Genomic DNA, 26,794 nt, shown 5'->3' on the forward strand with positions numbered 1-26,794 from the left:
CGTGAGCATCCTATCCGGGAACTCAGTCCTTGTCATCCTCCAGTGTCAGTACCTGGGGGGAAGCCAGGTCGCCAACAAGAATGAATGTGTAACGTGTCTTGCCGGTCAGGGTAATGTTCACTTCCTTTACTTCTTCATCGGCCGCTGTGACGACGTAAAACTTGTACGCGCCACCAAGCACGTTCGTGTACGATGACGGTGCGAAGGCGTTAACTGCGCCAATCACCGTCGGACCCGTCACTGCATCCTTCACCATCTTGACCGGGCTTCCGACGAGGTAGGTGTTGATTAATTTCACCTGCGCGGTGTCTGCCAGTTTCTTCGTTTCGTTGGAATACGTGAAACGTTCCTGCGTCAGGAGGAGTCCCATGTCGGTTACATCGCCGACAAACACCGCGGTCATCTTCGTGAATGAGCGGATGCTGACCAGTTGACGGAACACGGCAGAGGCGGTGTCGCTGCCGGCGGGCACGAGGCGGATGAACCGATTACCCGATTTGACGTCCGTTTTGTACGGCGTGTTCTGCGAATAAGACACATTCGAGTAGACCTTCAGGCTGTCAACCCAGATGTCCACAGCAGGTGCGCCGACCACCGCGTGCACGAAGCGCACGGAACTTGTGACGGGCGGGGCCACCGGCGGTGTGGGCTCGTCCACGCAGCCTGCAATGAAAAAGCCGAGGGCAGTCGCGACGACCCCGAGCAACCCAGCCTTTCGTAGCAGCTTTTGTTGCATATCGTCCTCCTTGTAAGTGAGATATGGAAGGAAAGTATGAACAATTATTGCGGAAGGGCGTGATGCAGGCGGGAGCACAAGCTTCCGCCGACGAGGCGGATCCTTCCTGTTCATAAGGTTCAAGTACGTTGTGTGGGGGGGGCGGAGTTTTTGAAAACACCGTCGATCAGTTCGAGGAACATACAATGACATGAAGCAAAATGCAACCGATTGGAAGCAGTTCCTCCGTATCACCAAAAGTGCCGTGGTGAATCCGGGTTTCTAAGTTCCGGGACAAAATAGCCCGCTTTCTCTGGGGACACGCGAGAAGCGAATCGGTAACCGAAGAAAGCGATGTTTCGTCCACCGAAACCCCGCCGCTTCGAGGGAAACAGGGCAAGGAAAAAATGGCCGGTGAACTTGACTTCGTATGCGGCCGTGGCTATTTTTGTAGTCCTTATATTCCTCGATAGCTCAATAGGTAGAGCATGCGGCTGTTAACCGCAGGGTTGTAGGTTCGAGTCCTACTCGAGGAGCACGGTCCGCCACAGGCGGACCTTTTTTTTCGCATCCACACAGCCATGATTTCCCGCTACCAGCATTCATACGCCGAAGTACTCGCTCTCCCGCGTGGTCCTCTCGACACCATTTCTTACATCGTACGCGATCCGAACGCCGGCGCCGCTCTTATCATCGACGCTCCGCTCGCGAGCGCCACGGACCTCCGTCTGCAGTGCACCGGATTCGACACTCGGGCGTTGGTCTTGACCCACGGTCATTGGGACCACACGGGTGACGCCGACGAACTCGCCGAAACTCTTGGAATCCCCGTGTATTTAGGCGCGGAAGACGCCGCGATGCTGGAGACGCCGGACTTGCTCGGCTACCCGCTTCCATACCCGCTCCGCGCACATGTTCCGGAGCGACTCCTGCGGGAAAACGACATCATCGAATGCGGCACGCTGCGTTTTCGCGTGTTGTGCGTGCCTGGTCACACTCCCGGACATATTGCGCTCCACGAAGCGGGGCTGGGGATACTCTTCGCGGGCGACGTTCTGTTCCGCGGAGGCATCGGCCGAAGCGATCTCCCCGGCGGATCATACGACCAACTTCTGGAATCCATCGTCGAGGTTTTGCTGCCATTGCCGGACGAGACCACCGTGTATCCGGGTCACGGTCCGTTCACAACTATTGGCAGCGAGCGTCGAGATAATCCTTTCATCTCGGACTACCTCGATCACTTTGGATAACCGTCCGGAATATTTCACGCGCAGGGTTTTACTGAATTGCAGCTCGTGTGACGCGGGATTTTTCGCGGACGATTCATCTTCACGTGTAACAGCGGACATCCTCACACACCTATCTCTTGTCGGCATCCAGGAAAAAGATTCGGCTCGCTGTCGAACGAACACCACTGATTGTTTTTCCCGCAGATTCTATCTATCTTTGTGATTCGATGCGCCTGTAGCTCAATCGGATAGAGCGTTGGCCTCCGGAGCCAAAGGTTGAGGGTTCGATTCCCCCCAGGCGTACCACTTACGAGCACGCATACAATACCGATACTGGAGAGGCAGTGTTAACCGCGAAAAAGAAAATTTCCGTCCGCGAAGTGGTCCCGACGTCCGAAATGGCAACGACGATGGATCGCGCCAAGTCGTTTTATGCGCAGTACAGCCGGTTCATCATCGGCGGTGTTGTGCTTGTCGCCGCAATCATCGTGTTCGCGTACATCTATTCTGCCGGCAAGGCCGAGGAAGAAGCTGATGCGGGTATGCAGTTGCGCAAAGTGCAGGTGCTCATTCAGCAACAGCAGTTCAAGCTTGCCATCGACGGCGATCCTGCACAGGGTATCACGGGCCTGAAAAGTATTGCCGACACGTACAGCGGTACCACGTCCGGTGAAACAGCCTCGCTGCTTCTCGGCACCTGTTATCTGAACACGGAGCAGTACGATCTGGCGATTGACGCCTTCGATAAGGCCTCCCCCTCTGGTGATCTGCTGAAGTCGAACGCAGTGGCGGGCAAGGCGGCAGGCTACGAGGGTAAAAAACAATTCGCAGAAGCAGCAGCCCTCTTTGAAGATGCGGCCGGGATGTTTACCAATGATTTCCTCACGGCGAGTCGCTATTTCAGCGCAGCACGCGCATGGGCGCTCTCCGGTAACAAGGAAAAGGCCCTCGCCGCCATTGAGAAGGTGCGGGAAGCAAAAACACCGCGCTTCGAAAAAGATGTGGAGCGACTGGTCAGCCAGTACGATCTCGAGCCGGAACAGTAGACCTTTTTCATAAAAGTCTGTGAAGCCACCCGAATGGGTGGCTTTTTTTTGAATCACTGCTGACGGCAGCCTGGGACCGTCGACGGTTCGATGTCGGTTACTGCAAATTCCGCATCGGCACCGATATAACACCCTCAAATTGGCGCAAACGAGGGGAATCTGGGATTCTCTCAGGTCAGACTTCGACGGAAATTGCATTAAAATACTCGCAAACGAATCGATTTATGCAATTCTCGCACCCCGACTTGCATTACGGCTGCGAGAATAGACCCGCGCATTGCAGTAATTACACGGATCGAGGGGTAATCCGCCACCGAATGGCAAGAACTGCAGCCGTTATATCTTTAATTATCAACGACTTTGGTAAACGTGTGTGACTTGAATGGAGGTTTGGCCCGTCAAATGTATAAGGGGTGTGTGAGGTTAGAAACTTGAACCAAGCACCGAGAATCCCCATGAACAGAACGACACTCTTCGCCCTCCTGACCCTTTGCGCTCTTGCTTATGCAACCGTTCGTGCGCAAGGATATTCCGATGTACTTGTGGTGGTGAATTCCAACAGCACGATCTCACAGGATGTCGCAACATATTTCAAGACACAGCGCTCGATACCGACACAGAACATCTGTTCGATATCGATGCCAACAACCGAGGAAATCGATTCCACCACGTATGCTGGCATTCTGCAGCAGATCAAAGTCTACATGCAGTCGAACAGCTTGACCACGTCCATCAAGTACATCGTGACGACACAGGGCGTGCCTTTGAAGGTGCGTCGGTCATCGGGCGTTTTCAGTCTTCAGTCCAATGCGGGATCCTTCGACAGCGATCTGTGCCTCTTGAACAGTTCCCTTGAAGCACAGATCGGGAAAAACGGTCCCGTGTCCAATCCGTACGGATTTGCAAATGCACACTTCACGAGGAGTTCCACGTACTCGAACGTGTATCTGGTCACACGACTTGCGGGTTACTCATACAGTGACATCGTCGGACTTATCGACCGCGCGCGCCAACCGTACAAATCGGCCGGTACTTTTGTGTTCGATATCGATATCACGCGTGGAAGCGCGCTCCTGAACCAGAACATGATCACTGCACGCAACCTGCTCCGCAATCGCGGATACAATACCTACCTCGATTCCACCACCACCTTCGTCACCAACCAGACGAACGTGCTCGGCTACGTCAGTTGGGGCAGCAACGACGCCAACTGGTCGTCGTACACCTCCGAAGCAAAACCGTGCTTCAACTGGTCGGCCAAGGCGCTGGGTGACACATACGTCAGCTCGAGCGGGCGCTCCTTTGCGGACTCGACTTTTGTCGAACCGACAATCGGATGGCAGTCGATGGTCGCCGACCTCATTCACGAGCAGGGCGTGACAGGCACAAAGGGATACGTGTGGGAGCCGTACAGCGGCGCCATGACGCGCGTCGATTATCTGTACGAGCGTTGGACCAACGCGCAGAGCTACAACCTTGCCGAGACCTATTACATGGCCTCCGCATACATGGGTTGGATGGACGTCATTATCGGCGATCCGAAAGCGACGTTTGCGGGTGACGGTCACATGCCCGTCGAACTGGTTTCGTTCAGCGGCGCACTGCGTGGCGGAGAAATCGTGCTTTCGTGGAAGACAGCGACTGAATCAAACAATCACGGATTCGACGTGCAGAAGCGCGTCGGCGGCGTGTGGAAGTCGCTCGGTTTCGTTCAGGGCATGGGCACTGTCAGCACCCCGCAGTATTACCGCTTCAACGACCGCGATGTCCGCGGCGACAACACCTATCGTCTCATGCAGATCGATCGTGACGGCACAGTGTCGTCGAGCGCAGTCATCAATGTCGCCGGCCAGGTGCAGAACGGATTTGTGCTGACACAGAATTATCCCAATCCCTGTATGAATACGACGTCCGTGGCATACACTCTTCCCGAGGAAGGCGCGGTTTCGATCAGCGTCTATTCCGTCACGGGGCAGGAAATAGCACGGCTGGTCCCGGGCGAGACACGCGGCACCGGCACACACGTGGCATTCTGGAATGGAACCGATCTCAGCGGAGCACCGGTTGCCGCCGGCCGCTACATCTATCGGATGCAGGTGACGCGCGGCGAGGATCAGATATTTGCCGAGAGCAAAATCCTCACCGTCGTGCGGTAATCACGAACACAATCACCGGCTCTATTCAGGGCACAAGCCGGCTCCTTCGAGAGCCGGCTTTTTTTATGTCCCGCAGGACGCATGCGTCCATTTTCCACGACACACCCAAGACACTCGTGCAACGAAAGCGCGGAATTCGCGTCAAAGGATCAACACCGGTCGCAATGAAACTGGCATCGAAATTGCCGCATACACTCAAGAACCGCACAAGCAGGAGCCAATCATGAAACGCCTCGTCACTCTTTCCATCGTCCTTCCGATCCTCTTGTTGTCGGCCTGCGATGAGGGGCACGGTCCCGACTACGACGTCGTCCCGCCCCTTCCGCCCGTCGGCATCACGAGCACCTCGCTCGACCGCGCGGTGGAGCTGCGCTGGATCGAGAACCAGGAGGGGGACATCGCGGGGTACAACGTGTACGTGAGCAGCAGCTATCGCGGGCGCTACGATTTGATCGGAAACACACGCACTGCATCATTCGTTGACCTCGATGCAGTGAACGGCGTCACCTACTACTACGCGGTTGCGGCTTACGATATCAACGGCAACGAAAGCGATCTGAGCCGCGACGTCGTGTACGACACGCCCCGGCCGGAAGGACGCAATGTTGTGATGACCGACCGTTTCCGTGATCCCGGGCGCGGCGGGTACGATTTTTCCGATTACCGGATCGTCCACTACGACACAGACAACACGGATCTGTATCTCGAAATTGACACGAAGAACGTGCCCTACTTCGTCGTATGGGACGACGGAGAGATTCAAGACATGGGATACACACGCAACATCGACGAGATTTCGGCCGCGCCTGAGGCCGGCTGGAATCCGACAAAAGATGCGGCCATCGTGCGCGGCCACACATATGTCGTGAAGACATTCGACAACCATTTCGCCAAGGTTCGCGTCGTGGATGTGGGAGCGACAGCGATAACATTCGATTGGGCATACCAGACGGCGACGGGCAATCCCGAGCTCTTCCATCGCGGCAAGGGTTCCCTCAGCAAACGCGCACGCGGCTCGGCGTCGGCGCGGGCGGGCCACTAAGCACAACGACACGACTCATTCGCATCCCATGACGGAGGCAGCCATGAAAACGATCGGACATATCTGCGTACTGCTAGCTCTTGCGCTCGCCCTCCCGCTCGCGGCGGCGCCACCCCGCCCCATCCCCGGCTCGGGCATGGATCTCGACGTCGACGTCTGGACCGACCGGGGCGAGGGCGCCGTGTACCGCGACGGCGATCCTCTGTCAATCTACTTCCGCGCAAGCGACGACTGCCATGTCACCATCTATTCCATCTCGACGGAAGGTGATGTGCGCATCCTCTTCCCGCGCTATCCCGACGATGGCTTCGTGTACGGAGGGATCACGTATCGTTTGCCCGAGTATTATGAGGTCGAAGACCTGCGCGTGTCGGGACCGCGCGGCGTCGAATACATTCACGCCATCGCGACCTCGCGTTGGGACGGACTGCGCTACGGAGTCCGCGGTCGCAGCTATCACCTCGGCATATCCCCCATCACAGGCGACCCCTTCGTGGCCATCAACTCCATCAACGAGCGTATCGCGCATCCGCACGTTATCCGCGCGTCCGCGACCACCTGGTATTTTGTGGACGGCCTGGTCTGGTATCCCCGCTACATGTGTGGAAGCTGTCACCACAATGCGCGAGGTTTCGATCCCTACAACTCCTCATGCGGCAGATACGATGTGGTTGTAACGCACGGATACGATTACTGGTGGGGGTACGATTACTATCCCGCGCGTGTACACCTGCGTTTCGACGGCCCGTTCTGGCGCTTCGAACTCCGCGGACCCGGCGTGCGCAGACCGCATAGACACGGCTACCTCAATTGCGCGTGGGGATTCGGAAATTACCGGCCGCACGTCGTGCCGATCCGCCCGCACACACGCATCGTGCGTGTGGATCCGCGCATCGAAACACGTCGTGGATACGTCCGGAACTACGAACCCGTCACATACAGACAGACGCGCAGCCGCGATTACGGCACCACACGTTCGCGGAACGAGCGGATCCGCGACGAGGTGCCGGGAAGCGGTCGCGATCGTGACGGCAGTGGCGTCTCTACCCCCGGGAATACACGCGACCGTGTGCGCAGCGACGGGACAACGCGCGACCGCGTCGACCGCGCCGGCACCGAAAACGACCGCGCACGCGTTCAGGATGAACAAATACGGACTGAGACCGACCGTTCCCGCACGAACGATGGACAGTTGCAAAGTGAGAGAGAGCGCGTCCGGGAAGAACAGGCACGGCAGGAAAGTGCGAGAGCGCGCGACGAGCAGCTCCGCACCGAGAGAGAACGGACGCGTGCCCGCGAAGAGCAGACACGTCTCGAGAACGAACGGGCGCGTGCTCGCACGGAGGAAGTGCGTATCCAAAACGAACGGGCGCGCGAGGAACGCGTACGCGAGGAACGGGTGCGTGAGGAACGGGTGCGTGAGGAAAGGGCACGTGAGGAACGGGTGCGCGAGGAACGGGCACGCCAGGAACGGGCACGCGAGGAGAGGGCACGTGAGGAACGGGTGCGCGAGGAGAGGGCACGTGAGGAAAGGGTGCGCGAGGAACGGGCACGCCAGGAACGGGCAAGAGCCGAATCAGTCGATGTCCCCTCCTCGCGAGGCAGAGACGAGTCTGTGCGAGACAGAAGCTCCTCGCCCCGTGTCGAGGCGCCTGCGTCGAACACCAACACACGCACACGCGACGACGGCGCCCCGGGCGGACGTTCGCAGAGAAGCAGATGACAACGATAGATGCACTCGGTGCTCCGGCCTGCCCGACGGAGCGCTGAGACCGGGCGGGACCGGCGTCGTGACGTTCTTACGCGCAACGCCGGTCCCGGCTCGTTTCGGTGCCGGGAATTGATTTTACGGACGAGATGGAAGTAAGTTGGCAGGCATGAGGACAGCAGGATGAGGATTCGATGGACGATAGCGCCACTCTTGCTCGTGTACCTGTGGACACAGGCCACCGTTGGCATGGCAAGCGGCACGGGCTCTGATTCGCTCCGCATCTTCCAGGCCGTCGACGAACAGGGAGCCCGACAATCTCTGACCGCGATCGGGGAAGCATTGGCACATGGCGACACAAAGGGATTGCAGCGATATTTTTCGGGCAAAGTATTCCTGACGCTCCCCACCGGTGAAAACGGATATTACAGCGGCGAGCAGAGCTTCTTCATCCTCAGGAATTTCCTCTCCGTTCACATGCCGTTTGCTTTCGAATTCACAACCACCAACGTGTCGTCGGAGAGTGTGTACGGCGTCGGTGCGCTGAAATACACGAAGCGCGGACAACGCGGCACGGCGCAGGTGTTTGTGTCACTTGCCGCCTCCGATCGCGGCTGGCGGATCAACCAGATCACAATCGCGCAGCGCTGAGACGCGGCGCGGCTCACCCATGGCGCATTTCCTTCCGGGCGGCGAAAGGCAACTGGCGGCTGCGACGCTCACCGCGGCCGTGTGCCTGGTTCTAGTCCTGGGCGGCAGGGAGATCTTTGTATCGCGCGTATCCGCGTCATGGCCGAAACTGTCGGCCGAATTGGACAGCGCCACGGTGGCACGAGTACAGAGTCGCAGTGCGGAGTATCTGCGCGAAACCACGGACGTGCTGCGCGAACTGCGCGCAACCCCGGCCTTCGCGGCGATCGACCCGCGGAATCGAACAACACGGGTTGCGGCCATGACAGCCCTGCTGGCCGCAAAACTCCCTGACGGTGTGTCGATCGAAGCGCGGGACTCGTCGGGACGCCTGCTCGTGTACCGCGGGCGCGCGCTTCCGGGGCCGTTCCCGGCACCCGGCGTCAACAGCGTCTGGGTCGCGCACGATGGTGCGCGCGTGCTCTTCATGGCCTCGGCTCCGCTGCAGTGCGGAGGTGCGCTGATAGCGGGCCGGGCCTTGATCGCGCCTCCGCCGGTGTCGGATCGGATAACGCGGGAGTTGTCGTTGCAGGGGTATCTGCACGATGAAGACATATCGGATGTTTCACTCCTTTTTTATCCCGACGCCCCGTTGTTGAAGGATGGGCGCTACCTGTCCGCACCCGTTGAACACAACGGTGTTCTCATCGCGCGCGCAGCGGTACTGCGCGCGCGCGCCGACGTGCATGCACAGTCGATCAACGCATCGTTCGCGCGGGTTGTCGGCTTCCTCGCCCTCGCCGTTTCGTTCCTCGCGCTCGTGCTCCTCATACGTCTGACGCGCGACATGCATCCTGCGGCGCGTGTGGCGGTGATCAGCGTCGCATTCTGGAGCGCACGCGCGCTGCTGCTCGCTCTCGACGCCGCGGGATCCCTGTTGCCCGACAGCATGCTGAATCCCGCCGTGTTCGCCTCGTCATTCGGATTTGGAATCGCAAGCTCGTTGGGTGAGCTGACGGTCACTCTCCTCCTCTTTGTGTGGAACATCGCCGCGGCCGTTGTGATACTCACTCGCGACGCGACACGGCCGCCGATGTCGCGTGCAGCGGCATCCGGAATTATCACAGGTCTGGCCCTGGCGTTCCCATTCCTCGTCCGGGCGTTGGCTGCAAGTCTCCAGAGCTTTGTTGCAGATTCGTCGTTGAACTACGACACCGTCGCGCCCCTGTTCTCGGATCCGCTGTATGTGATCATGACCGCGAACGTGTTTTTACTCGCAGGCGGTTGTGTGGCCGCATGGGGTCTGCTGCTCGGTCTTGCACGCCGCGCCATGCTTGGCTTGCACATTCGTTTGTCGGCACAAATCCTGTTGGTGGTGCTGCTCACTGCGGCTGGCATCGCGCTCTACGCAGGAACAACACAGCGGTTGCTGCTCCCGCTGTCAATCACAGCGGCCTTGAGTTTTGTTTTTCTCCTGTTGAGCGTCGACGCGGAACATGTGCGCCGTCTTCATCAACGGGGGTGGTTTACACGATCGATCCTCCTATTGCTCATCGCGACGCTGTGCAGCGCAACAATGCTCGACATGTTCATGCGCGAGCGACGACATAGCGACATGGAGGCGATGGGCGAACAGCTTGCGCGTCCGGTGGATGGTTGGGCCGGTGCGCTCGTCGCGCAGACACTTTTCGACATTGGGGGCCGCGCGGCATTCGCCTCAGCGGACGACCGGCGCATCCTCGAAGGGAGCGCGCTCGCGTACTCACTCTGGGCCACGTCGCCACTCAGCGCACAGCGCAACAACAGCGCCATCATCTTACGCGACGCGCGCGGCGGGACTGTGTCGGAATTCAGCGCGGGCATTCATCCGCGCGTACTGCGCGATGAACGTCTGCACGCGGCGCTTCTGCGCGCGCGCGACACGAGTTTTGTCATACAGCAGAGCGACGATCCTCTGCGGCGCAATTTCTCGCTCGGCATCACACGCGGCGGCTCGGGATGGATCGCGGCGGTGCTGGTTGAACGGCTCGATCCGCTCGCGCTGTCGCAGCAGGGCGTCGAAGTCCTGCGCAACACGGCTGCCCCGTCCACATCCGTCCCTGAAGACAGGTTTGTCATATCCACGTTCCGCGGTGGGCGGCTCTCGGCCTCATCAGACGCAGCTTTCCCGCGCGGAGCAAAACTGCCGGAGGTCGTGCGGCACGCCTTCTCCTCCGGCAGCGACCGGATCTGGGCGGATTTTAGCGCGCCGGACGGGGCGCGGCTCTCGCTCTTCATCGCCGTGGACGACGGCGTCATCTGCCTCGCGCCCGGTCGTGGGGAATTCCTGTTCAGCGTATATCGGTGGGTTCGATCCGCGCTGGTACATGCGAGTGTGCTCGCCCTCATCTTCGCCGCGGCGGCGTTGTGCTGCAGACGGATTCGAGTCCCGCGATCATTACGCTTTTCCACACGACTGCGCATCGCGTTTCTCGCTGTTGCCGCCATCCCCGTCCTCCTCGTATGGATTTTTGCCAAGGGATTTTTCGCGGAAAGCCAGAGGCGTGTCGCCGAGGCACAGCTCCGGGAAGGACTCTCCGCATTGCGCGTCACCCTTTCGCCACGCGGCTCAAGCGCGGCCACTGCTCTTGACACGTTACGCGACGACGCGTGTATTGACATTGCGGCGCGAGCAGGACGCGAGATAACCGTTTTCCGCGGCCCCGATCTGCGCGCATCAAGCCGGCCAGAATTGTACACAGCCGGCCTGTTGCCACGACGGGCGAATCCCGAGGCATACCGCGCGGTCTTTCTCGATGGTGCGGATTTTTATCTCAGCACCGAACGCATCGGCCGTTTCTCGTATTTCGTGGGGTATGTCGCCTTGCGTGACGCGGGCGGTGAAGCGCTCGGTTTGCTGGCCTCGCCCACACTCTTCGAGAGCGATCGGGCCGAGGAGGCGACAATCCGTTCCTCGGCCGCAATACTGCTCGGCAGCGCGTTCATCATGCTGCTGGTCGGCATTGCCAGTCTGGCCCTTGCGCGGCAGATTTCACGGCCATTGGGCGCACTTACAGCCGCCACCCGCGATATCGCCGCGGGTAATCTGGACAAGCGGGTGTCCGTCGCCTCGTCGCCCGAGATCAGTGAGCTTGTATCGTCCTTTAACACGATGACGGACCAACTGCGGCAGAGCCGCGAAGAACTTGCAGCAGCCGAGCGCGATCTCGCCTGGAAGGAGATGGCGAAACAGGTCGCGCACGAAATCCGGAATCCGCTCACGCCGATGAAACTGGCGGCGCAACATCTCCAGAGGGCGCAGCACGACGGTGCAAAAAATCTCGACGAGATCATCACGAAAGTGACTCACGCGATAATCGATCAGATCGAATCGCTCTCCCGTATCGCCGACGAATTCTCGCGCTTCGCGCGCATGCCACGCCGCGCGATCGTGCGGCTCGACATCGCCGCTATCCTCGCGGAGACGGTCGACCTGTTCCGGCATCATGAATCCATCGAGTGGCGGCTCGCGCTTTCTACTCCCCTCCCCGCCGTGGCCGGGGATCGCGAGGAATTTTCCCGCGCCGTGACAAACGTCCTGCGCAATGCCGTCCAAGCGATAAACGGAGCCGGACGCATCGATGTTGAAGCCAGGCTGGAAGGTGACGCGCTGACCGTCCTTGTGCGCGATACCGGCATCGGCATCCCGGCCGAAGCGTTGCCTCGGATTTTCGAACCGAACTTTTCGACAAAGACAGAAGGCATGGGACTGGGCCTCGCGATCGTAAAAAAAATACTCGACGACATGGGCGGCAGCATTACGATCGACAGCGAACCGGGACACGGCACCACGGTCGTCATTCTACTGCCTGTACGCTGACCGTCCCGATTTGTGCGGGTCTCGCCCGCGTGTTGGGCGCCCCGACTTGCGACATGAGGCGTTGATCGAGGGGGGGGGGGGCGTAGCAGGACCGTATTATACCGGACAGGCCCTGCCCTTTCGGATGAAGTCTCTTTTTCGTACTATGGTAAATTGGAGTGAATCGAATCGAGACATGCAACCATCAGGCCTCATACTCGCGTCCCAATCGCCCCGCCGAAAGGAACTGCTACGCCAGATCGGACTGAAATTCCATATCATTCCGAGTTCCACCGACGAGACCATCGTTGACGACGTGCCGCCGGCGGACCATGTCCGGATCCTCGCCGAGCGCAAAGCGCGTGACGTGGCCTTCCATCTTCCATCCGGCATTGTGCTCGGGGCCGACACGATTGTAGTGATCGACGGTGAAATCCTGCAAAAGCCGGTGAGCAAGGATGATGCCGTGCGCATGCTGCAACGGCTCAGCGGCCAGCGCCATGAAGTGTACACCGGGTATTCTCTGCTCGAAATTCCCACCTGGCGCCGTGCCACCGAATTCGTAAAAACAGAAGTCTGGTTCCGGAAACTCTCCACCGAAGAAATCCTCGCATACGTGAACAGCGGAAGCCCGATGGACAAGGCCGGCGGATATGGGATACAGGACGATTTCGGCGCGGTGTTCGTGGAGCGCATCAACGGTGATTATTACAACGTCGTCGGGCTCCCACTCTCGCATTTCTATTGCACCTTCATGAAATTCATCAAGAACGGGAGTCCGCAGGGTGAGGAAGAAATTTAAGCAGCGGCTGCTGCTGTCCCTCGCCTTCGGCGCACTCGTCTTCTTCGGGTTTACGGTTTTCGCCGACGCGGAAAAACTCGCGTCCGCGTTCGGCCGCTTCTCCCTCACGGTCGTCCCGCTGCTACTTCTCTGCACAAGCGCGAACTACACGTTCCGATACCTCAAATGGGATTACTACACGCGCCTCCTTGGGGTGCGTCCGGCACTCGGCGAAAATATCATCATTTTTTTTGCGGCCTTTGTGATGGCGGTGACACCCGGTAAACTCGGCGAGGTGTTAAAGTCGTATCTGCTCAAGGAAGTGAACAACACGCCTATCGCGATCTCGGCACCGATCATACTCGCGGAGCGGTTGACGGATTTTATCGGCCTGATGGTCATCATCATCGCGGGGGCTTCGGTGTTCGGATACGCCCGTGGTGTGGTGGCGGCGTTTGCGGTGTTTTTTGCCGGCGTTACTGTGCTGTTGAGCTGGCGGAAGGGTTCCCTGGGTATCATAGCCGCACTTGAACGCGTGAAGCGGCTTCGCACACTTACCGCTCACGCGCGCACGGCATACGAAAGCATGTACGCCCTTGTGCGTCCTCGTGCTCTTGTTGTTGCAGTGCTGCTCAGCGTCGTTGCCTGGGCGTTCGAGTGTTTCGGTTACTGGCTTGTTCTTCACGAATTCCAGGCGCCGCCCACGGTCCTGAAAGCGGCCTTCATCTACGCGTTCTCGACCATAGTCGGCGCGGTGACGATGCTGCCCGGCGGACTCGGAACAACCGAGGGCAGTCTGACCGGCCTCACCATGCTTGCGGGCGCATCGAAGGACGTTGCCGTTGCGTCCACCTTCATAATCCGGGTCGCCACGCTGTGGTTCGCGGTTCTTATAGGCATTGTCGTCACCTTCGGTTTTCAGCACCGCCTGCGCGTGCGTATCACCGATTTAGAACTCGACGCCGTCAAGGAGCGCTGAAGCCCGTTCCGCAGGAAACGCGGAGCGTCACCGGTTTATCCTCACAGTCTTGGAGAGTATTCCATGCGATGGTACTTCGCGCTGGCGGCCTGCATCATTGCTGCAGCATTCACCGAATCGCCCGCACAGGGGTTGGACTGGCGCACCGATTTCGAGAAATCGGGCGGCAAGTCCTCGCCCGACTTTGCCGCGACGATGTCATACGCCCGGCGGCTTGAGAAGGCATCGCCCTGGATACGCGTGACGGACTTCGGCACAACTCCGCAGGGACGCCGCCTGCCTCTGATCATCGTGTCGAAAGACCGTGTTTTTACTCCCGATCGCGCGCGTGCATCGGGCAAGCCCGTGGTGCTCGTGCAAAGCGGCATACATGCAGGGGAAATCGACGGGAAAGATGCGAGTCTCATGCTGTTGCGCGAGATTGCCGTCACTAAATCACTTGCCCATCTCGCCGACGGCGTCACTCTTCTCATCATGCCCATCTTCAATCTGGACGGGCACGAGCGGCGCAGTCCGACAAACCGTATCAACCAGAATGGTCCCGATATTCAGGGCTGGCGCACAACGGCGCAAAACCTGAATCTGAATCGCGACTATATAAAAGCCGACGCGCCCGAGATGCGCGCCTGGCTCCGTTGCTACAACGTTTGGCAACCGGAATTGCTGATCGACTGCCACGTGACCGACGGCATCGACTTCCAGTACAATCTGACATATTCGATGGAGCTGTTCGAGAACTGCCCTCCTTCAGTAGTTGCATGGCAGAAGGGATTACGGGAGGCCTTTGTGCGCGGCATGGCTGCGCTCGGTGATCCGGTATGTCCGTATGTATTCCCGCGTGAGGACCTCGACCTCTCGAAGGGCCTGCTGAATTATGCGGCGCCTCCCCGCTTCAGCACGGGCTACGCGGCGGTGCGCAACCGCGCGGCGGTGCTTGTGGAAACACACATGCTCAAGCCGTACGCGACACGCGTGACGTCCACCTACCGCCTGCTCGTTGAAATACTCGGGCACATCCATGCCGATCCATCGGCGTTGCGGCGCGCAATCGACGAGGCCGACCGCGAAACGATACGGCTGTTCTCCTCGCCACGCGACAGCGCCTGGTTTCCCGTTGATTTCCAGCAGACGGAATTCACGCGTCCGATCGACTTTCTCGGCTATCAGAGCGCCATCCGGACAAGCGACATCAGCGGTGGTACGTACGTGCAGTGGGACAGAAACGCACCGATGAAGGTCACTGTGCCCTTCTTCGACGAGGTCACACCCACAAGGCGTGTGCGTACACCGCGGGCGTATATGATCCCGCAGGAATGGTCCGATGTGATCGTCGTGCTCCAAGCGCACGGCCTGCACATGACGCGGCTGTCGCGCGAACAGCGGCTTCCTGTTGCTGGCACTGTATTCTCCAAACCAAAGTGGCGGGAACAGCCATACGAAGGTCGGCACACAGTGAGGGCAACGTCCTCGACGCGTCTCGACACTGTGACCTACCCCGCGGGAACGTGGATCGTGCGCCTCGATCAGCCTGGAGCCCGCGTCGCCGTGCACCTGCTCGAACCCGACGCGCCGGACTCCTTCCTCGGTTGGGGATTTTTCAACACCATCTTCGAGCAGAAGGAGTATTTCGAGAGTTACGTGATGGAGGGCGTTGCCCGCGACATGCTCGCAGCGGACTCGGCACTGCGAACAGAATTCTCGGCGAAGGTCGCGTCGGACAGTCTGTTCGCGAAAAATCCGCGTGCTCGGTTGAATTTTTTCTACGAACGTTCGCCGTGGTATGATTCAAAGTTGAACGTGTATCCGGTCGGTAGAGTGTTCGATCCGAGCGCGCTCAAGGCGATTGAAGACCCCGTTCGGCGGCGCTGAAAATTCCGACATCGTCGTTGAGGCGCATGGTCAGGAATTCAGCCCTTGCGCTGTCATTCCAAGGACCCAATCCGCTGCAGGCCGGCAAATTCCCTTGGAGCCATGTGTATCCCTTCTGACACAATTCATCGACCATGCTCTACACGGGAAAGCCGTTCGTGTTCGGTCAGCAGGCGCGATGGGATACTGACAGCGACGTGTGCCGCCATATTCTGGATGTGCGTATGTGCGGTGGCGGTGACCGCACAGCCCGAGTTGCGAGTTCTGCAGACACACGTCGTCTGGCCGCGAGTCGAGATTGCATTCGAAAAATATTGCGCCGGTGTGCTCGACACATCCATGACGAAGGGGCCTGTCACCGCGCACGAATTCGGGCTCGCCGTCGATTCGTTGCATGTTTCCGCTCCGGGTGATTCCTGCCCGAACGGGATCGCGGTGGCGCTGGTGCTCGATGGGAATCGTATGCAGGGAGCAGCCCGCTTCGAGAACGTTCGCGAAGGGAGTATGCGGTTTCTCGAAGGACTCGACGGTATCTGCGATCGTGCCTCGGTGAACCAGTATGATCAAAGCACACGCAGGAATATGTCTGCGATCACCTCGGTTGATTCGCTTCGCGGCGTGCTGTCTTCGCTGAATCTCGGAGGTGGATCCGGTGCCCGCATGGACGCGTTGTACACGGCCATCATGGATTTGTCGCAATATTCAGAAGCGCGCGCTCGCGCAATCCTTGTAACCGCGTCTTCGACGGATGTCGGAAGCACACACAAACAGCAGGAAATCATAACACTCGCGCGGCAGCACCGTGTGCGTATTTTTGCGATCGGATCCGGGGGCGGAGCGCCTGTGACAGAATTGAGCGCCCTCTCCACACAGAGCGGCGGACAGCTCTACGCCGCCTACGACAGGGACCAATTTCTCAGTGTTTTCGCGAATGCTTTCACAGCGTTGCGTCGGTATGCTGCGTGCACCGTCCTCACATACTCGGGCATTTGCGCCGATGGCCTCGTACGGGAGGTTGTATTACGCGCCGACAGCATGTGCGGCGGAACTGCGATCGAGCATGCCTGGTATAGCCCGTCTCTCGATGGGAACGATCTACAGACCGCCGAACTGAGGCTTTCGGAGGCAGCACCTTCAGCGGGCGGGCGCAGTGTGTTACGTGTTTCTCTCCCATCGTTGTCCAAACGCACAGTACTGCATCCCGCCGAGTTCCGCGTCGAGTTCGACACGAGTCTGGCACGACTCGACAGCATCAGCATTCCTCCGGATTCGCCGCTGGCATCGGTCGCGCTGTGGCATCGGCCGAATGATCAAGGGAGCATCGTCAGTATCATCGGGAGCACGTATCTGTCGGCCTTTTCGACTCCGTCAACGTTCGTCGACATCCATTTCACCAGCGCATCCTGTGTCGATTCGAGCCGATCTCTTCAGGTGAAAATCTCCCGCTGGGTTTTCGAGCGGGGGTGTCTGCAGATTCGGGATGCAGCCGCGGATATACAATTGACGCGACCTGATCCGGTTCCCGTCTCGGATATGCGGGATTCGATCACGCTGGCATGGGATGCCGCCGGAGGCACGTACTCGCCCAATCCGTGCATCCTCCGCTACAGGATGAAGAACATCGGTGCTGTTCCCGCCCGCCTCGCATCCTTCCGCTTCGAATACGACAGCACTTCGTTTTTACACGCGGATAGTGATTCGGTCTGGAATGATAGCCGGGTGATCAGTGCGGGCGGATCCGTCTACATCGAACGAAGGTTCCATGCGCGGGCATCCGCACCGTCCGGCACCTACGGTATCCGGCTGGTGCTGGTTTTCGAGCACGATGACACGGTGTACTGCGATGCTGTGGTGCGGCTCATGCAACAAGGTCCTCTTGTGGAAGTTCATGGCACGTCGGTACGCGGGGGCCGTGTCGAACTCCGTTATCGCGCCTACTGCGACGGGATGCAGCAGACAGCCGAGGGAGCAGCGCACGTGTCCGTCAACGGCAGGCAGGCCGTGGTATCGTCAATTACATGCCAGGGTGAATCCACGGATTGTATACTTTTGTACGAGGATCCCTGTCCGGACGGCGGCACCGATACTGTCGATTTGCGTATCGATTCACTATGCGCGTCCTCCGCGAAAGTCGTGTTCGTAACCACCGGCGCAGACGTACCCTGGCGGATACAGGTGGATGGCGACCGTCACATCTGTCCGGGTGAAACGGCACAGCTCGACATGGGAGACGAGCCCATTGAGTACATCTGGGATACAGGCGAGCGGACACGTCGGCTGACCGTTCACACGGAAGGGTCGTACGGAGGATGGGTACGTTTCGCCGATGGCTGTCGCCTGAGAACCGAGCCGGTGCGGATAACCGCCTCGCAGAGACCGCGACTCACTCCTGGCGGAGTTATCGTACTATGCCCGAACGGCGTGGAGACCGTGGGAACCGGGGCACAAAACGCGAGCTATGTCTGGTCCACAGGCGAGACGTCGCAGGTCATCGATGTACAGAACAGCGGCATGTATCACGTGCGTGTCATCGACTCACACGGCTGCGAGATGGAGTCCGACACGCTGCGTGTCATCGCGAACGAGCCCATCGTACCACGCATTCATCCGGATGGCCCGATCCACCTGCAACCGGGCGCAAGTCAGACACTCGTCGTCGATCCGGGTTATGCAGTATATACGTGGAATACGGGCTCCCCCTCGGATCACATCACCGTGACAAAACCGGGCATCTACTATGCCGATGTCACACCGTGGGGCGGCGGATGCAGCGCGCGCACGCAGTATGTGCAGGTCGACATGACAACAACTATCGAGAACACGGAATCGCCCGCCCACACGCTCGTGCTGTTCCCCGATCCTGTTGCGTCGAGCCTGACCCTGCGGCTCCCCGGCAGTACAGGGACAACGTCCGCGTATCACATCATTGATGCGCTCGGGCGCGAGGTAAAAGCCGGAGTTGTATACAAAACAGCCAGCATCGACGTGCGCTCGTGGCCGCGTGGCGTGTACACGGCGGTAGTGCGCAGTGGACGTACGATTCTGACACGGCAATTCATTGTCGTGTATTAGGCCCGGAACTCATTCGAGGTCGGAAACATGCAGAAGGAGCACCTATGAAGCCGTCAAAGATTCGTGGAAACAGCAATACGGCTGTATGTATCATCGCTGTATGCATATCATGGTGTGCGCTTGTTTCCACCGCCTCGGCACAACCCGTGCTCAACTTCAAACGTGTGGTGAACAACTGGCCCACGATCGAGTTGTACTTCACCGTGGCGTGCAACGGCCATCCGACCTATATCTACAACAAAGAGAAGTTTCGCGTGCGGGAAAACGGGGTTGACATCCCGGACTTCGAGCTTTGGTGTCCGGATTCGGTTATACGCTGTGCTCTTTCGCTGTCCCTGGTGTTCGATGCCAGTGCATCGATGGCGGGAGCGCCACGGACGGCTGCGATACGAGCTGGCAGAGACATGGTCAATCTCATGGATGGCGTGAATGACGAAGCGACGGTGATCTGGGGCCGCACGGATCCGCACGTCGCCCAGCCGATGACGGTGTTTCACGATGTGCTCTATCAGGCAATTGATCAGGTGCCGGCAACCGCTTCGTCGTCGATCTGGGATGCTGTGTACGAGGGACTCACCGTGTTAATCAGAGACGGAGTTAATCCTTGCCGCGGGCTTCTCGTGTTCACTGACGGCGTCGACAATAGCAGTATTCATACACAGGACGATGTCATCGCTCTGGCGAATCGCAACCGCATCCGCATCTTCACCCTGGGTTTCGGACGAAGCATCGATGCTTCCGCACTGCAGCGAGTCGCAGATCTCACCGGAGCGAGATACTACGATAGGCCTAACGCGGCGCAGATGTCCGCGATCTATCAGGAACTGTCTGCAATCATCCTCCAAGGACTCCCGGAGTGCATCATCACCTATGAGGCGTCCTGCACGGATGGATCGTTCCGGTCGGTGGATCTTTCACTCCTGGATTTCTGCAGCGGAAGTGACAGCAGGACGAAGTCATACAGGGCGCCACGAATGAAGGACCAACTGGAACTTGCGACAACACCAGCGCGTCTCAACAGGTCCGGTCAGGTGCTGCTCCGCCGCCGCTGGGCCGGATACTTCGCGAACGAGTCGACAGACAGTGTCCATTTCCGCTGTCTCTATGATACCGGTCAGGTTACTGTCGATTCCGTCATGCTTCCTTCGTACAGTCCCTTTTCGGGCATGCAACTGCATTGGTCGCGCGACGAATCCGGTGTCACGGGGAGTTTGCGTGGACACGGGACCTTTCCTCAGAAACCGGGGCAGCCTCTTATTGCACTCGCATATTCACCACACATCGCTCTCAGCGACACGACACGCATCCCGCTCACATGCATTTTTGCCTCGATGGCACCGTGCGCGATGCGAGACACACTCACGACGACGCTCGAACTTCTTCCACCTTCACCACATCTCACGGCCACACTATCATTTCCGGATTCGCTGGCATGGAATCCCTCGCTGCGAATGTACACGCCCGAACCGTTCTCCATTTCATTGCGTGTTACGAACATCGGCGAATTGCCCGCCACACCGATCCGGCAGTGGGTGGCCTGCAACGACAAGGTGGTGGGACTCATCGGTTCGGGTCCGTCGGCCGATACCACGTCCATCGAACCGGGCGCGACGCGCACATACACATGGCAGTTCCGGACCACACACATCCGCGGTGTGGACACCACGGGCATCTGTGCCGGGGTGCGTTCGTCGAATACCGCCGTGGTTGAAGCGTGTGGCACGCTGAAACTCACACGCCTCGGCCTGTCCGCCGCGATTGGTCCCGTCGTTTCGCAGAACGGCCGCACCATGGTTGGTCTTCGTGCCGTGTGCAACGGCGATGCGCTCCGTTCGCTCGCTGGCGTTGGCGTGTCCCTCGCGATCGACGGCCGGCAGATCTCCATCGACTCCATCACCTCACCGAGAACATCCGGAGACCCTGCGCTGTTTTTCGTACATGCCGCCGAACCGTGCCCTGATGGAGGGAAGCACACATATTCGCTCACCGTTCACGGAGCATGTGATACAACAATAACGGTGCACACGCAGGCGTCGTCGTCGGCCGTCCCCATACCGGTCGACGTAGCGGGACCACGAAGGCTCTGTCCGGGCGACAGCGCCGTGCTCGATGTGGGACCCGGATACGCAACCTATTCGTGGTCAACAGGTGATACGACACAGCGCATTGTTGTCCGACAGGGCGGGAAGTACATCGTACGTGTACGTGTATACGCCGGATGTGAGCGGTATGGGACGGTCACAATCACCGATGTGAAAAAACCCGTTATCTGGCCGCAAGACACGCTGTTACTGTGCGCGGGTCATCGGACAATTCTCTATTCAGGCATTGAAGAGGGTGATATCCTCTGGTCCACCGGCGAGCGAACACGAGAGATCTCTGTGGCGGCTTCCGGGAAATATGCAGTCACCGCTGTCGAGCCCGGTGGGTGTACATACACATCCGATACCGTGTTTGTTCTCGTTGTCCCCTCGCTGCAACCCGTCCTGTCCGCGCGCGGACCGGTGGCATTCTGCCGCGGCGGTTCCGTCGTTCTTGAAACCCAGACGGGATTTGCAGGATACCGTTGGAACAAGGGCGGAAGCAACGATAACCAACTCTGGGTTACGGAATCCGGCGAATACTTCGTCACCGTGTACGATGCGTCAGACTCCTGCAGCGGCACGTCCAACAGCATCACCGTGACGGTGTACGATGCACCGCCGACACCGGTTATCACCCGCAGCGGCGATGTACTGCACACCGCGGCAGGGTACCGGCTGCAGTGGTACTATGGCAATACCGCGATTGCGGGCGCCGTCGACACAGTATACACGGCAGTACGTACAGGATCGTACAAGGTGCGTATCACCGATGCACGCGGGTGCAGCACCGAATCCGAAAATTTCTATGTCGGCACGCTGGCGGCGGGCACCGTAGTCGCAGCACCCTCAGCATCTGTATCCATCCACCCCAACCCCGCTTGCGACAGATTGTATCTAACTGTACGCGACGTGCGCGGACGTGTCACATTCCACCTGTACGATGCGCTCGGTCGTCTGGCGGCGACACACGAGCTCGATGTATTGGATGCACCCGCCTCCGCTACGCTGGACGTCCATGCACTCCCGAGGGGGTACTACCTCCTGCGTGTCATGCATACAAACGGGTTGGAATGGCGCTCCGTTGCGATATTTTGATTTCTCAAGCTTGCGCTTCCACGCCCGTTACGCCGCTTCGAGACGCGTGATTTCGTCGCGGAGTTGCGCGGCGCGTTCGAATTCGAGGTCGCGCGCGGCCTGGCGCATCTCTGTCCGCAACTGCTCGATCAGTTCGGCCTTTTGGTCCTGTGTCATGTATTTCAGGATCGGTTCAGCGACAAGACGCGGCTTTTCGCGGGCGGCGCGCTTTTCATCCTGCCGCACTTTCACATCGGCGATGGCTGTGGCGTGGAGGATGTCGTCCATCGACTTGCGGATGGTCTGCGGATTGATGTTATGCTCGGTGTTGTACTCCGATTGCACGGTGCGGCGTCGAGTTGTTTCGTCGAGCACACGCTGCATGGAATCTGTGATACGTTCGGCGTAGAGGATCACGAGCCCGTCCACATTGCGCGCTGTACGGCCGGCGATCTGCATGAGGGCAGACTCGCTTCGAAGGAAGCCCTCCTTGTCGGCGTCGAGGATCGCGACGAGTGACACCTCCGGAAGATCGAGGCCTTCGCGCAGCAGATTGACGCCGACCAGCACATCAAAATTTCCGAGACGCAGATCGCGAAGAATCTCCATGCGCTCGAGGGATTCGATGTCGGAGTGCATGTACCGCACGCGGATGCCGATGTTTTCGAGATACTCGGTCAGATCCTCCGACATGCGTTTTGTCAGAGTCGTGACAAGCACACGGTCGCCGCCAGCGGTGCGCTCGCGGATCTCGGCGATCAGATCGTCGATCTGATTTTTGATCGGTCGCACGGAGACGGGGGGATCGAGCAGGCCGGTGGGACGGATGATCTGTTCCACCACCACGCCGCTGCTTTTCTCCAGCTCGTATTTGGCCGGCGTCGCGCTGACGAAAATGCACTGGCGCGTCATGGCTTCGAATTCCTCGAACTTCAGAGGCCTATTGTCGAGGGCGGACGGCAGACGGAAGCCGTGTTCGACAAGTGTCTCCTTCCTCATGCGATCGCCGTTGTACATAGCCCGCACCTGCGGCAGGGTCTGATGTGATTCGTCAATGACAAGCAGGAAATCGTCGGGGAAGTAATTGATCAGGCACTCGGGCGTGTCGCCCTTCTGCCTGCCCGCCAGTTGCCGCGAATAGTTTTCAATGCCCGAGCAGTACCCGATCTCCTTCATCATTTCGATGTCGTAACGCGTGCGCTGTTCGAGGCGCTGGGCTTCGAGCAGTTTGCCGCAGCCGCGGAAATACGAGAGCCGCGCCTCCAATTCCTCCTCGATGAGCACGATGGCGCGCTCGAGTTGATCGGGCGAGGTGAGAAAATGTTTCGCGGGAAATATCACCGCGTCGTCCACCTTCTCCCGCACCTTGCCGGTCATCCGATCTACAAGCGCGATACTTTCGATCTCGTCACCGAAGAACTCGATACGGATGGTCTCCTCGTCCTCGTAGGCCTGGATGATTTCCACGACATCACCGCGCACGCGGAAGGTGCCGCGCGTGAAGTCGAAATCGTTGCGGACGAAGTGCAGGTCGGTGAGCGTGCGGAGGAAACGGTTGCGGTCGAGCGTGTCACCACGATGAATGACCGTCACCTGATTTGCATATTGCTCTTTCGAACCGATGCCGTAGATGCACGAGACGGAGGCGATGACGATCACGTCGCGGCGGCCGTCCACAAGAGCGCTGGTCGCCTTCAACCGCAGACGGTCGATCTCCTCGTTAATCGACATGTCCTTCTCGATGTAGGTGTCCGTGGTCGGGATATACGCTTCCGGCTGATAATAGTCGTAATACGAAATGAAAAACTCGACCGCGTTGTTCGGAAAAAAGCTCTTGAATTCGCCGTACAACTGCGCGGCGAGCGTCTTGTTGTGCGAAATAACCAGGGTCGGACGGTTGATGGCCGCGACAACATTCGAGATGGTGAAGGTCTTGCCGCTGCCCGTGACGCCGAGGAGTGTCTGGTATGCATCGCCCCTCTGCACACCCTCGATGAGCTGCCGTATGGCCTCGGGCTGATCACCCGTCGGTTTATAGTCGGAAACGAGTTCGAATTTTTTCATGCGAAGTTCCAAGAGTAATCACGTAGATTACGGAAATGAACGACGAACTCCCAACCATCACAATTGTTCGGCACGCGGAAACGCGATACATTGAGTGACATGGGTTTTCAACGTGTTCTCGTCACCGGTGCAACCGGCTTCCTCGGATGGAATTGCGCGCGCGCATTCTCCGCCCGCGGCCTCGTCGTGAGTGCCACGTATAACGCCGCTCCGCCGCCGGAGGCGCCATGGCGCTGGCTCCCGTTGGACTTGGCGACGTCACCTACGATTCGCTTTCAGGACTACGACGCGGTGATACACTGCGCGGCTATGTCCAGCGTGCACTCCTGCCACGCCCAGCCAGCGCTCGCTATGCGCGTGAACAGAGACGGCACACGCGCGCTGGCCGAGGCCGCGGCGGCCAACGGCACCGCCTTTGTATATATTTCCACGGACCTCGTATTCGACGGTCGCGACGGATGGTACACAGAAAACGACGTGCCACAGCCGCCGTCGGTCTATGCACAGAGCAAATACGAGGGTGAAGCGGCCGCGCTCGAATCGGGCGGACGCGTCATCGTGCTGCGCACAGCGCTGATGTACGGTCCGTCGCGAAACGGTCCGGGCGGCTTCCTGTCGTGGACGCTGCCCGCTTTACACGCGCGGGACGAACTGCGCCTGTACGCGAATCAATTCCGTACTCCGCTCTACGCACCTGATGTGCCGGCACTGCTTGTTCCCCTCCTCGAGCGCGTAGAGAACGCAGGCATCTATCACGCGGCGGGGCCCGACAGGCTCTCGCGCGAGGAAATGGGCCGTATCATTTCCGAAGAAGCGAATATTTCCGATCCGCGCATCACCTCCACCGTGTACGTTCGCGGTGTGGATGCGTATCCGATCGACGACACCAGTCTGCGAACGGAGAAGGTCCGTCTTGCGACAGGATTTCCATTCACCGATTTTCGTACTGGCATCCGCGACACAATGCGTGACGCGCAGCCAGTGCACTCATCTCACCGTACCGCATGAACGATTCCATCTCCATGACCGAAGACCAGCCCATTCCCGAATTCGACGATGCCGCCCAGGGCGACATGACGCCGCTGGCATCCGACTTCTCCTTCAACGACCTCCCCGAAACGCTGCGCTCGATCGTCGCATCCATTGGCTGGACCGATCCCACACCCGTGCAGAGCGCCGCGATTCCGACGCTCATGTCCGGACGTGACCTGATCGTCCAGGCCAAAACAGGAAGCGGCAAGACCGCGGCGTACCTCCTGCCGATGATACAGACCGTCGTGCCGGAGAACGAGTGGAGCCAGGCGCTTGTGCTTGTACCGACACGCGAACTCGCGCGGCAGGTGTACGAGGTGCTGATGCAGCTCATCGAGGGACTGCCTCTTCGTGGCGCGCTCGTGTACGGCGGTGTCGGATACGGCGAGCAAAACGCCGCGCTGCGCGGTGGTGCGCACATAGTGGTGGGCACGCCCGGACGTATACTCGATCACATCTATCGCGGAACGTTTTCGGTGCAGCGCATCACGTGGCTGGTGCTCGACGAGGCCGACGAACTGCTCTCGATGGGCTTCCTTCCCGCATTACGCAAGCTGCGCGCGCAGTTGCCGAAGGACAGGCAGACCTGCCTCTGTTCCGCCACCATACCCTACCATGTCGAAGACCTCGCCCATTCCTTCCTTCACAATCCTGAACGCCTGATCCTCAGCCGGGGCCAGGAAGTGGTCTCGACGCTCGAGCACATGTACTACGTGGTGCCCGCGCTGCAAAAGGACAGGATGCTCCTCCGGCTCATCGAAATGGAGAACCCCGATTCCGCCATCGTGTTCTGCAACACAAAACGCGAAGTGGAATACTTGTCGCAGGTTCTCAAGAACAACGGATACGACGCGCGCCATCTCACCGGCGATGTGGCGCAAAACGCCCGCGAACGCACAGTGCAGCAGTTGCGCGATGGCACGCTCCGTTTTATTGTCGCAACCGATGTTATCGCGCGCGGCATCGACATCAGCGACCTGAGTCACGTGTTCCTCTACGATATTCCCGAGAACATCGCCGTGTACGTCCATCGCTCTGGACGCACAGCGCGCGCGGGAAAAACCGGCATAGCGATCACGCTGTGCGAGGATTTCGAAGAAGGCCGTCTCCTCGCGATTGCGCGGCAGTATCACTTCGATATAGCGAAACGTGAACTGCCAACCCCCGAAGATGTTGCCGCGCGCACAGGCGAGCGACTGCTGGTTCTGCTTGAGACAGAGATGACAGGTCTCGCGCTGCAGGATCGCGAACGTCTCGAGCGCTACGGTCCACTCGTCGAGACACTGCGAGAGGATGAAGACGGCAAGAAGCTTCTGGCGATGCTACTCGATCGGGCGTACACCCGTGGTCTGCAGATGCCGGTGTTTACACCCGAACCGCCCCCACCTGTTGCGCAGCAGGGACCTTCCGCTTCCGGAAAGGGACCAAAGCGCCGGCGCGGTGGAGGAGGCGGTGGCGGCAGACGTTGAGATCAG

16 protein-coding genes and 2 tRNA genes are annotated in these 26,794 nt (G+C 59.2%); 16 read left to right on the top strand and 2 right to left on the bottom strand.

Annotated features, from left to right (window positions below; all coding sequences use genetic code 11):
• Positions 1-22: 22 nt before the first annotated feature.
• The gene (locus HY962_03030) at positions 23-736 is read right to left on the bottom strand and encodes a DUF4397 domain-containing protein (GenBank protein ID MBI5645882.1); all 714 of its coding nucleotides are present in this window, start codon (positions 734-736) and stop codon (positions 23-25) included.
• 442 nt (positions 737-1,178) lie between these two features.
• Here HY962_03030 and HY962_03035 point away from each other — a divergent pair.
• The 14 genes from HY962_03035 (at position 1,179) to HY962_03100 (ending at position 22,244) form a co-directional block, all read left to right on the top strand.
• Positions 1,179-1,251 (top strand) — tRNA-Asn (locus tag HY962_03035).
• Positions 1,252-1,296: 45 nt separating this feature from the next.
• The gene (locus HY962_03040) at positions 1,297-1,965 is read left to right on the top strand and encodes an MBL fold metallo-hydrolase (protein ID MBI5645883.1); all 669 of its coding nucleotides are present in this window, start codon (positions 1,297-1,299) and stop codon (positions 1,963-1,965) included.
• Positions 1,966-2,173: 208 nt separating this feature from the next.
• A tRNA-Arg gene (locus HY962_03045) sits at positions 2,174-2,250 on the top strand.
• A 92-nt stretch (positions 2,251-2,342) separates the two neighbouring features.
• Entirely contained in the window at positions 2,343-2,990 is a 648-nt protein-coding gene (locus tag HY962_03050; protein ID MBI5645884.1) for a hypothetical protein, read from the top strand.
• Positions 2,991-3,445: 455 nt separating this feature from the next.
• Entirely contained in the window at positions 3,446-5,146 is a 1,701-nt protein-coding gene (locus tag HY962_03055; GenBank protein ID MBI5645885.1) for a TIGR03790 family protein, read from the top strand.
• A gap of 223 nt (positions 5,147-5,369) precedes the next feature.
• Complete coding sequence (locus tag HY962_03060; protein MBI5645886.1) at positions 5,370-6,188, top strand: hypothetical protein; 819 nt, start codon at positions 5,370-5,372, stop codon at positions 6,186-6,188.
• A 43-nt stretch (positions 6,189-6,231) separates the two neighbouring features.
• Entirely contained in the window at positions 6,232-7,911 is a 1,680-nt protein-coding gene (locus HY962_03065; protein ID MBI5645887.1) for a DUF4384 domain-containing protein, read from the top strand.
• A gap of 168 nt (positions 7,912-8,079) precedes the next feature.
• On the top strand, positions 8,080-8,547 hold the full coding sequence (locus HY962_03070) for a DUF4783 domain-containing protein (GenBank protein ID MBI5645888.1): 468 nt from the start codon (positions 8,080-8,082) through the stop codon (positions 8,545-8,547).
• A gap of 19 nt (positions 8,548-8,566) precedes the next feature.
• Complete coding sequence (locus HY962_03075) at positions 8,567-12,385, top strand: HAMP domain-containing protein (protein ID MBI5645889.1); 3,819 nt, start codon at positions 8,567-8,569, stop codon at positions 12,383-12,385.
• Positions 12,386-12,560: 175 nt separating this feature from the next.
• A complete protein-coding gene (gene maf, locus HY962_03080) occupies positions 12,561-13,166 on the top strand; it encodes a septum formation inhibitor Maf (GenBank protein MBI5645890.1) in 606 nt (201 codons plus the stop codon).
• A complete protein-coding gene (locus HY962_03085) occupies positions 13,150-14,124 on the top strand; it encodes a flippase-like domain-containing protein (protein ID MBI5645891.1) in 975 nt (324 codons plus the stop codon). The genes maf and HY962_03085 overlap by 17 nt, the downstream gene beginning before the upstream one ends.
• Before the next feature lie 63 nt (positions 14,125-14,187).
• Entirely contained in the window at positions 14,188-15,993 is a 1,806-nt protein-coding gene (locus HY962_03090; GenBank protein ID MBI5645892.1) for a M14 family metallopeptidase, read from the top strand.
• Between the two features lie 237 nt (positions 15,994-16,230).
• Positions 16,231-19,065, top strand: a complete 2,835-nt coding sequence (locus HY962_03095; GenBank protein MBI5645893.1) for a T9SS type A sorting domain-containing protein — start codon at positions 16,231-16,233, stop codon at positions 19,063-19,065.
• Between the two features lie 44 nt (positions 19,066-19,109).
• Complete coding sequence (locus tag HY962_03100; GenBank protein ID MBI5645894.1) at positions 19,110-22,244, top strand: VWA domain-containing protein; 3,135 nt, start codon at positions 19,110-19,112, stop codon at positions 22,242-22,244.
• Between the two features lie 27 nt (positions 22,245-22,271).
• Here HY962_03100 and uvrB read toward each other — a convergent pair whose 3' ends face one another.
• Entirely contained in the window at positions 22,272-24,287 is a 2,016-nt protein-coding gene (gene uvrB, locus HY962_03105) for an excinuclease ABC subunit UvrB (GenBank protein MBI5645895.1), read from the bottom strand.
• A gap of 99 nt (positions 24,288-24,386) precedes the next feature.
• On the opposite strand from uvrB, the gene HY962_03110 reads away from it, so the two are divergent.
• Together HY962_03110 and HY962_03115 are read left to right on the top strand one after the other, a co-directional pair.
• Positions 24,387-25,295 carry an SDR family oxidoreductase gene (locus HY962_03110; protein MBI5645896.1) on the top strand — a complete coding sequence of 303 codons (909 nt, stop codon included), beginning with the start codon at positions 24,387-24,389 and terminating at the stop codon, positions 25,293-25,295.
• The gene (locus tag HY962_03115; GenBank protein MBI5645897.1) at positions 25,292-26,788 is read left to right on the top strand and encodes a DEAD/DEAH box helicase; all 1,497 of its coding nucleotides are present in this window, start codon (positions 25,292-25,294) and stop codon (positions 26,786-26,788) included. The genes HY962_03110 and HY962_03115 overlap by 4 nt, the downstream gene beginning before the upstream one ends.
• The last annotated feature ends 6 nt before the right edge of the window (positions 26,789-26,794 follow it).

The organism is Ignavibacteriota bacterium (assembly GCA_016218045.1).
GTDB lineage: Bacteria > Bacteroidota > Ignavibacteria > SZUA-365 > SZUA-365 > JACRFB01.

Bases quoted from the DNA above. Each gene is read 5' to 3' on its own strand.
- HY962_03030 (MBI5645882.1), bottom strand. From the start codon at position 736: ATGCAACAAAAGCTGCTACGAAAGGCTGGGTTGCTCGGGGTCGTCGCG.
- HY962_03040 (MBI5645883.1), top strand. From the start codon at position 1,297: ATGATTTCCCGCTACCAGCATTCATACGCCGAAGTACTCGCTCTCCCG.
- HY962_03050 (MBI5645884.1), top strand. From the start codon at position 2,343: ATGGCAACGACGATGGATCGCGCCAAGTCGTTTTATGCGCAGTACAGC.
- HY962_03055 (MBI5645885.1), top strand. From the start codon at position 3,446: ATGAACAGAACGACACTCTTCGCCCTCCTGACCCTTTGCGCTCTTGCT.
- HY962_03060 (MBI5645886.1), top strand. From the start codon at position 5,370: ATGAAACGCCTCGTCACTCTTTCCATCGTCCTTCCGATCCTCTTGTTG.
- HY962_03065 (MBI5645887.1), top strand. From the start codon at position 6,232: ATGAAAACGATCGGACATATCTGCGTACTGCTAGCTCTTGCGCTCGCC.
- HY962_03070 (MBI5645888.1), top strand. From the start codon at position 8,080: ATGAGGATTCGATGGACGATAGCGCCACTCTTGCTCGTGTACCTGTGG.
- HY962_03075 (MBI5645889.1), top strand. From the start codon at position 8,567: ATGGCGCATTTCCTTCCGGGCGGCGAAAGGCAACTGGCGGCTGCGACG.
- maf (MBI5645890.1), top strand. From the start codon at position 12,561: ATGCAACCATCAGGCCTCATACTCGCGTCCCAATCGCCCCGCCGAAAG.
- HY962_03090 (MBI5645892.1), top strand. From the start codon at position 14,188: ATGCGATGGTACTTCGCGCTGGCGGCCTGCATCATTGCTGCAGCATTC.
- HY962_03100 (MBI5645894.1), top strand. From the start codon at position 19,110: ATGAAGCCGTCAAAGATTCGTGGAAACAGCAATACGGCTGTATGTATC.
- uvrB (MBI5645895.1), bottom strand. From the start codon at position 24,287: ATGAAAAAATTCGAACTCGTTTCCGACTATAAACCGACGGGTGATCAG.
- HY962_03110 (MBI5645896.1), top strand. From the start codon at position 24,387: ATGGGTTTTCAACGTGTTCTCGTCACCGGTGCAACCGGCTTCCTCGGA.
- HY962_03115 (MBI5645897.1), top strand. From the start codon at position 25,292: ATGAACGATTCCATCTCCATGACCGAAGACCAGCCCATTCCCGAATTC.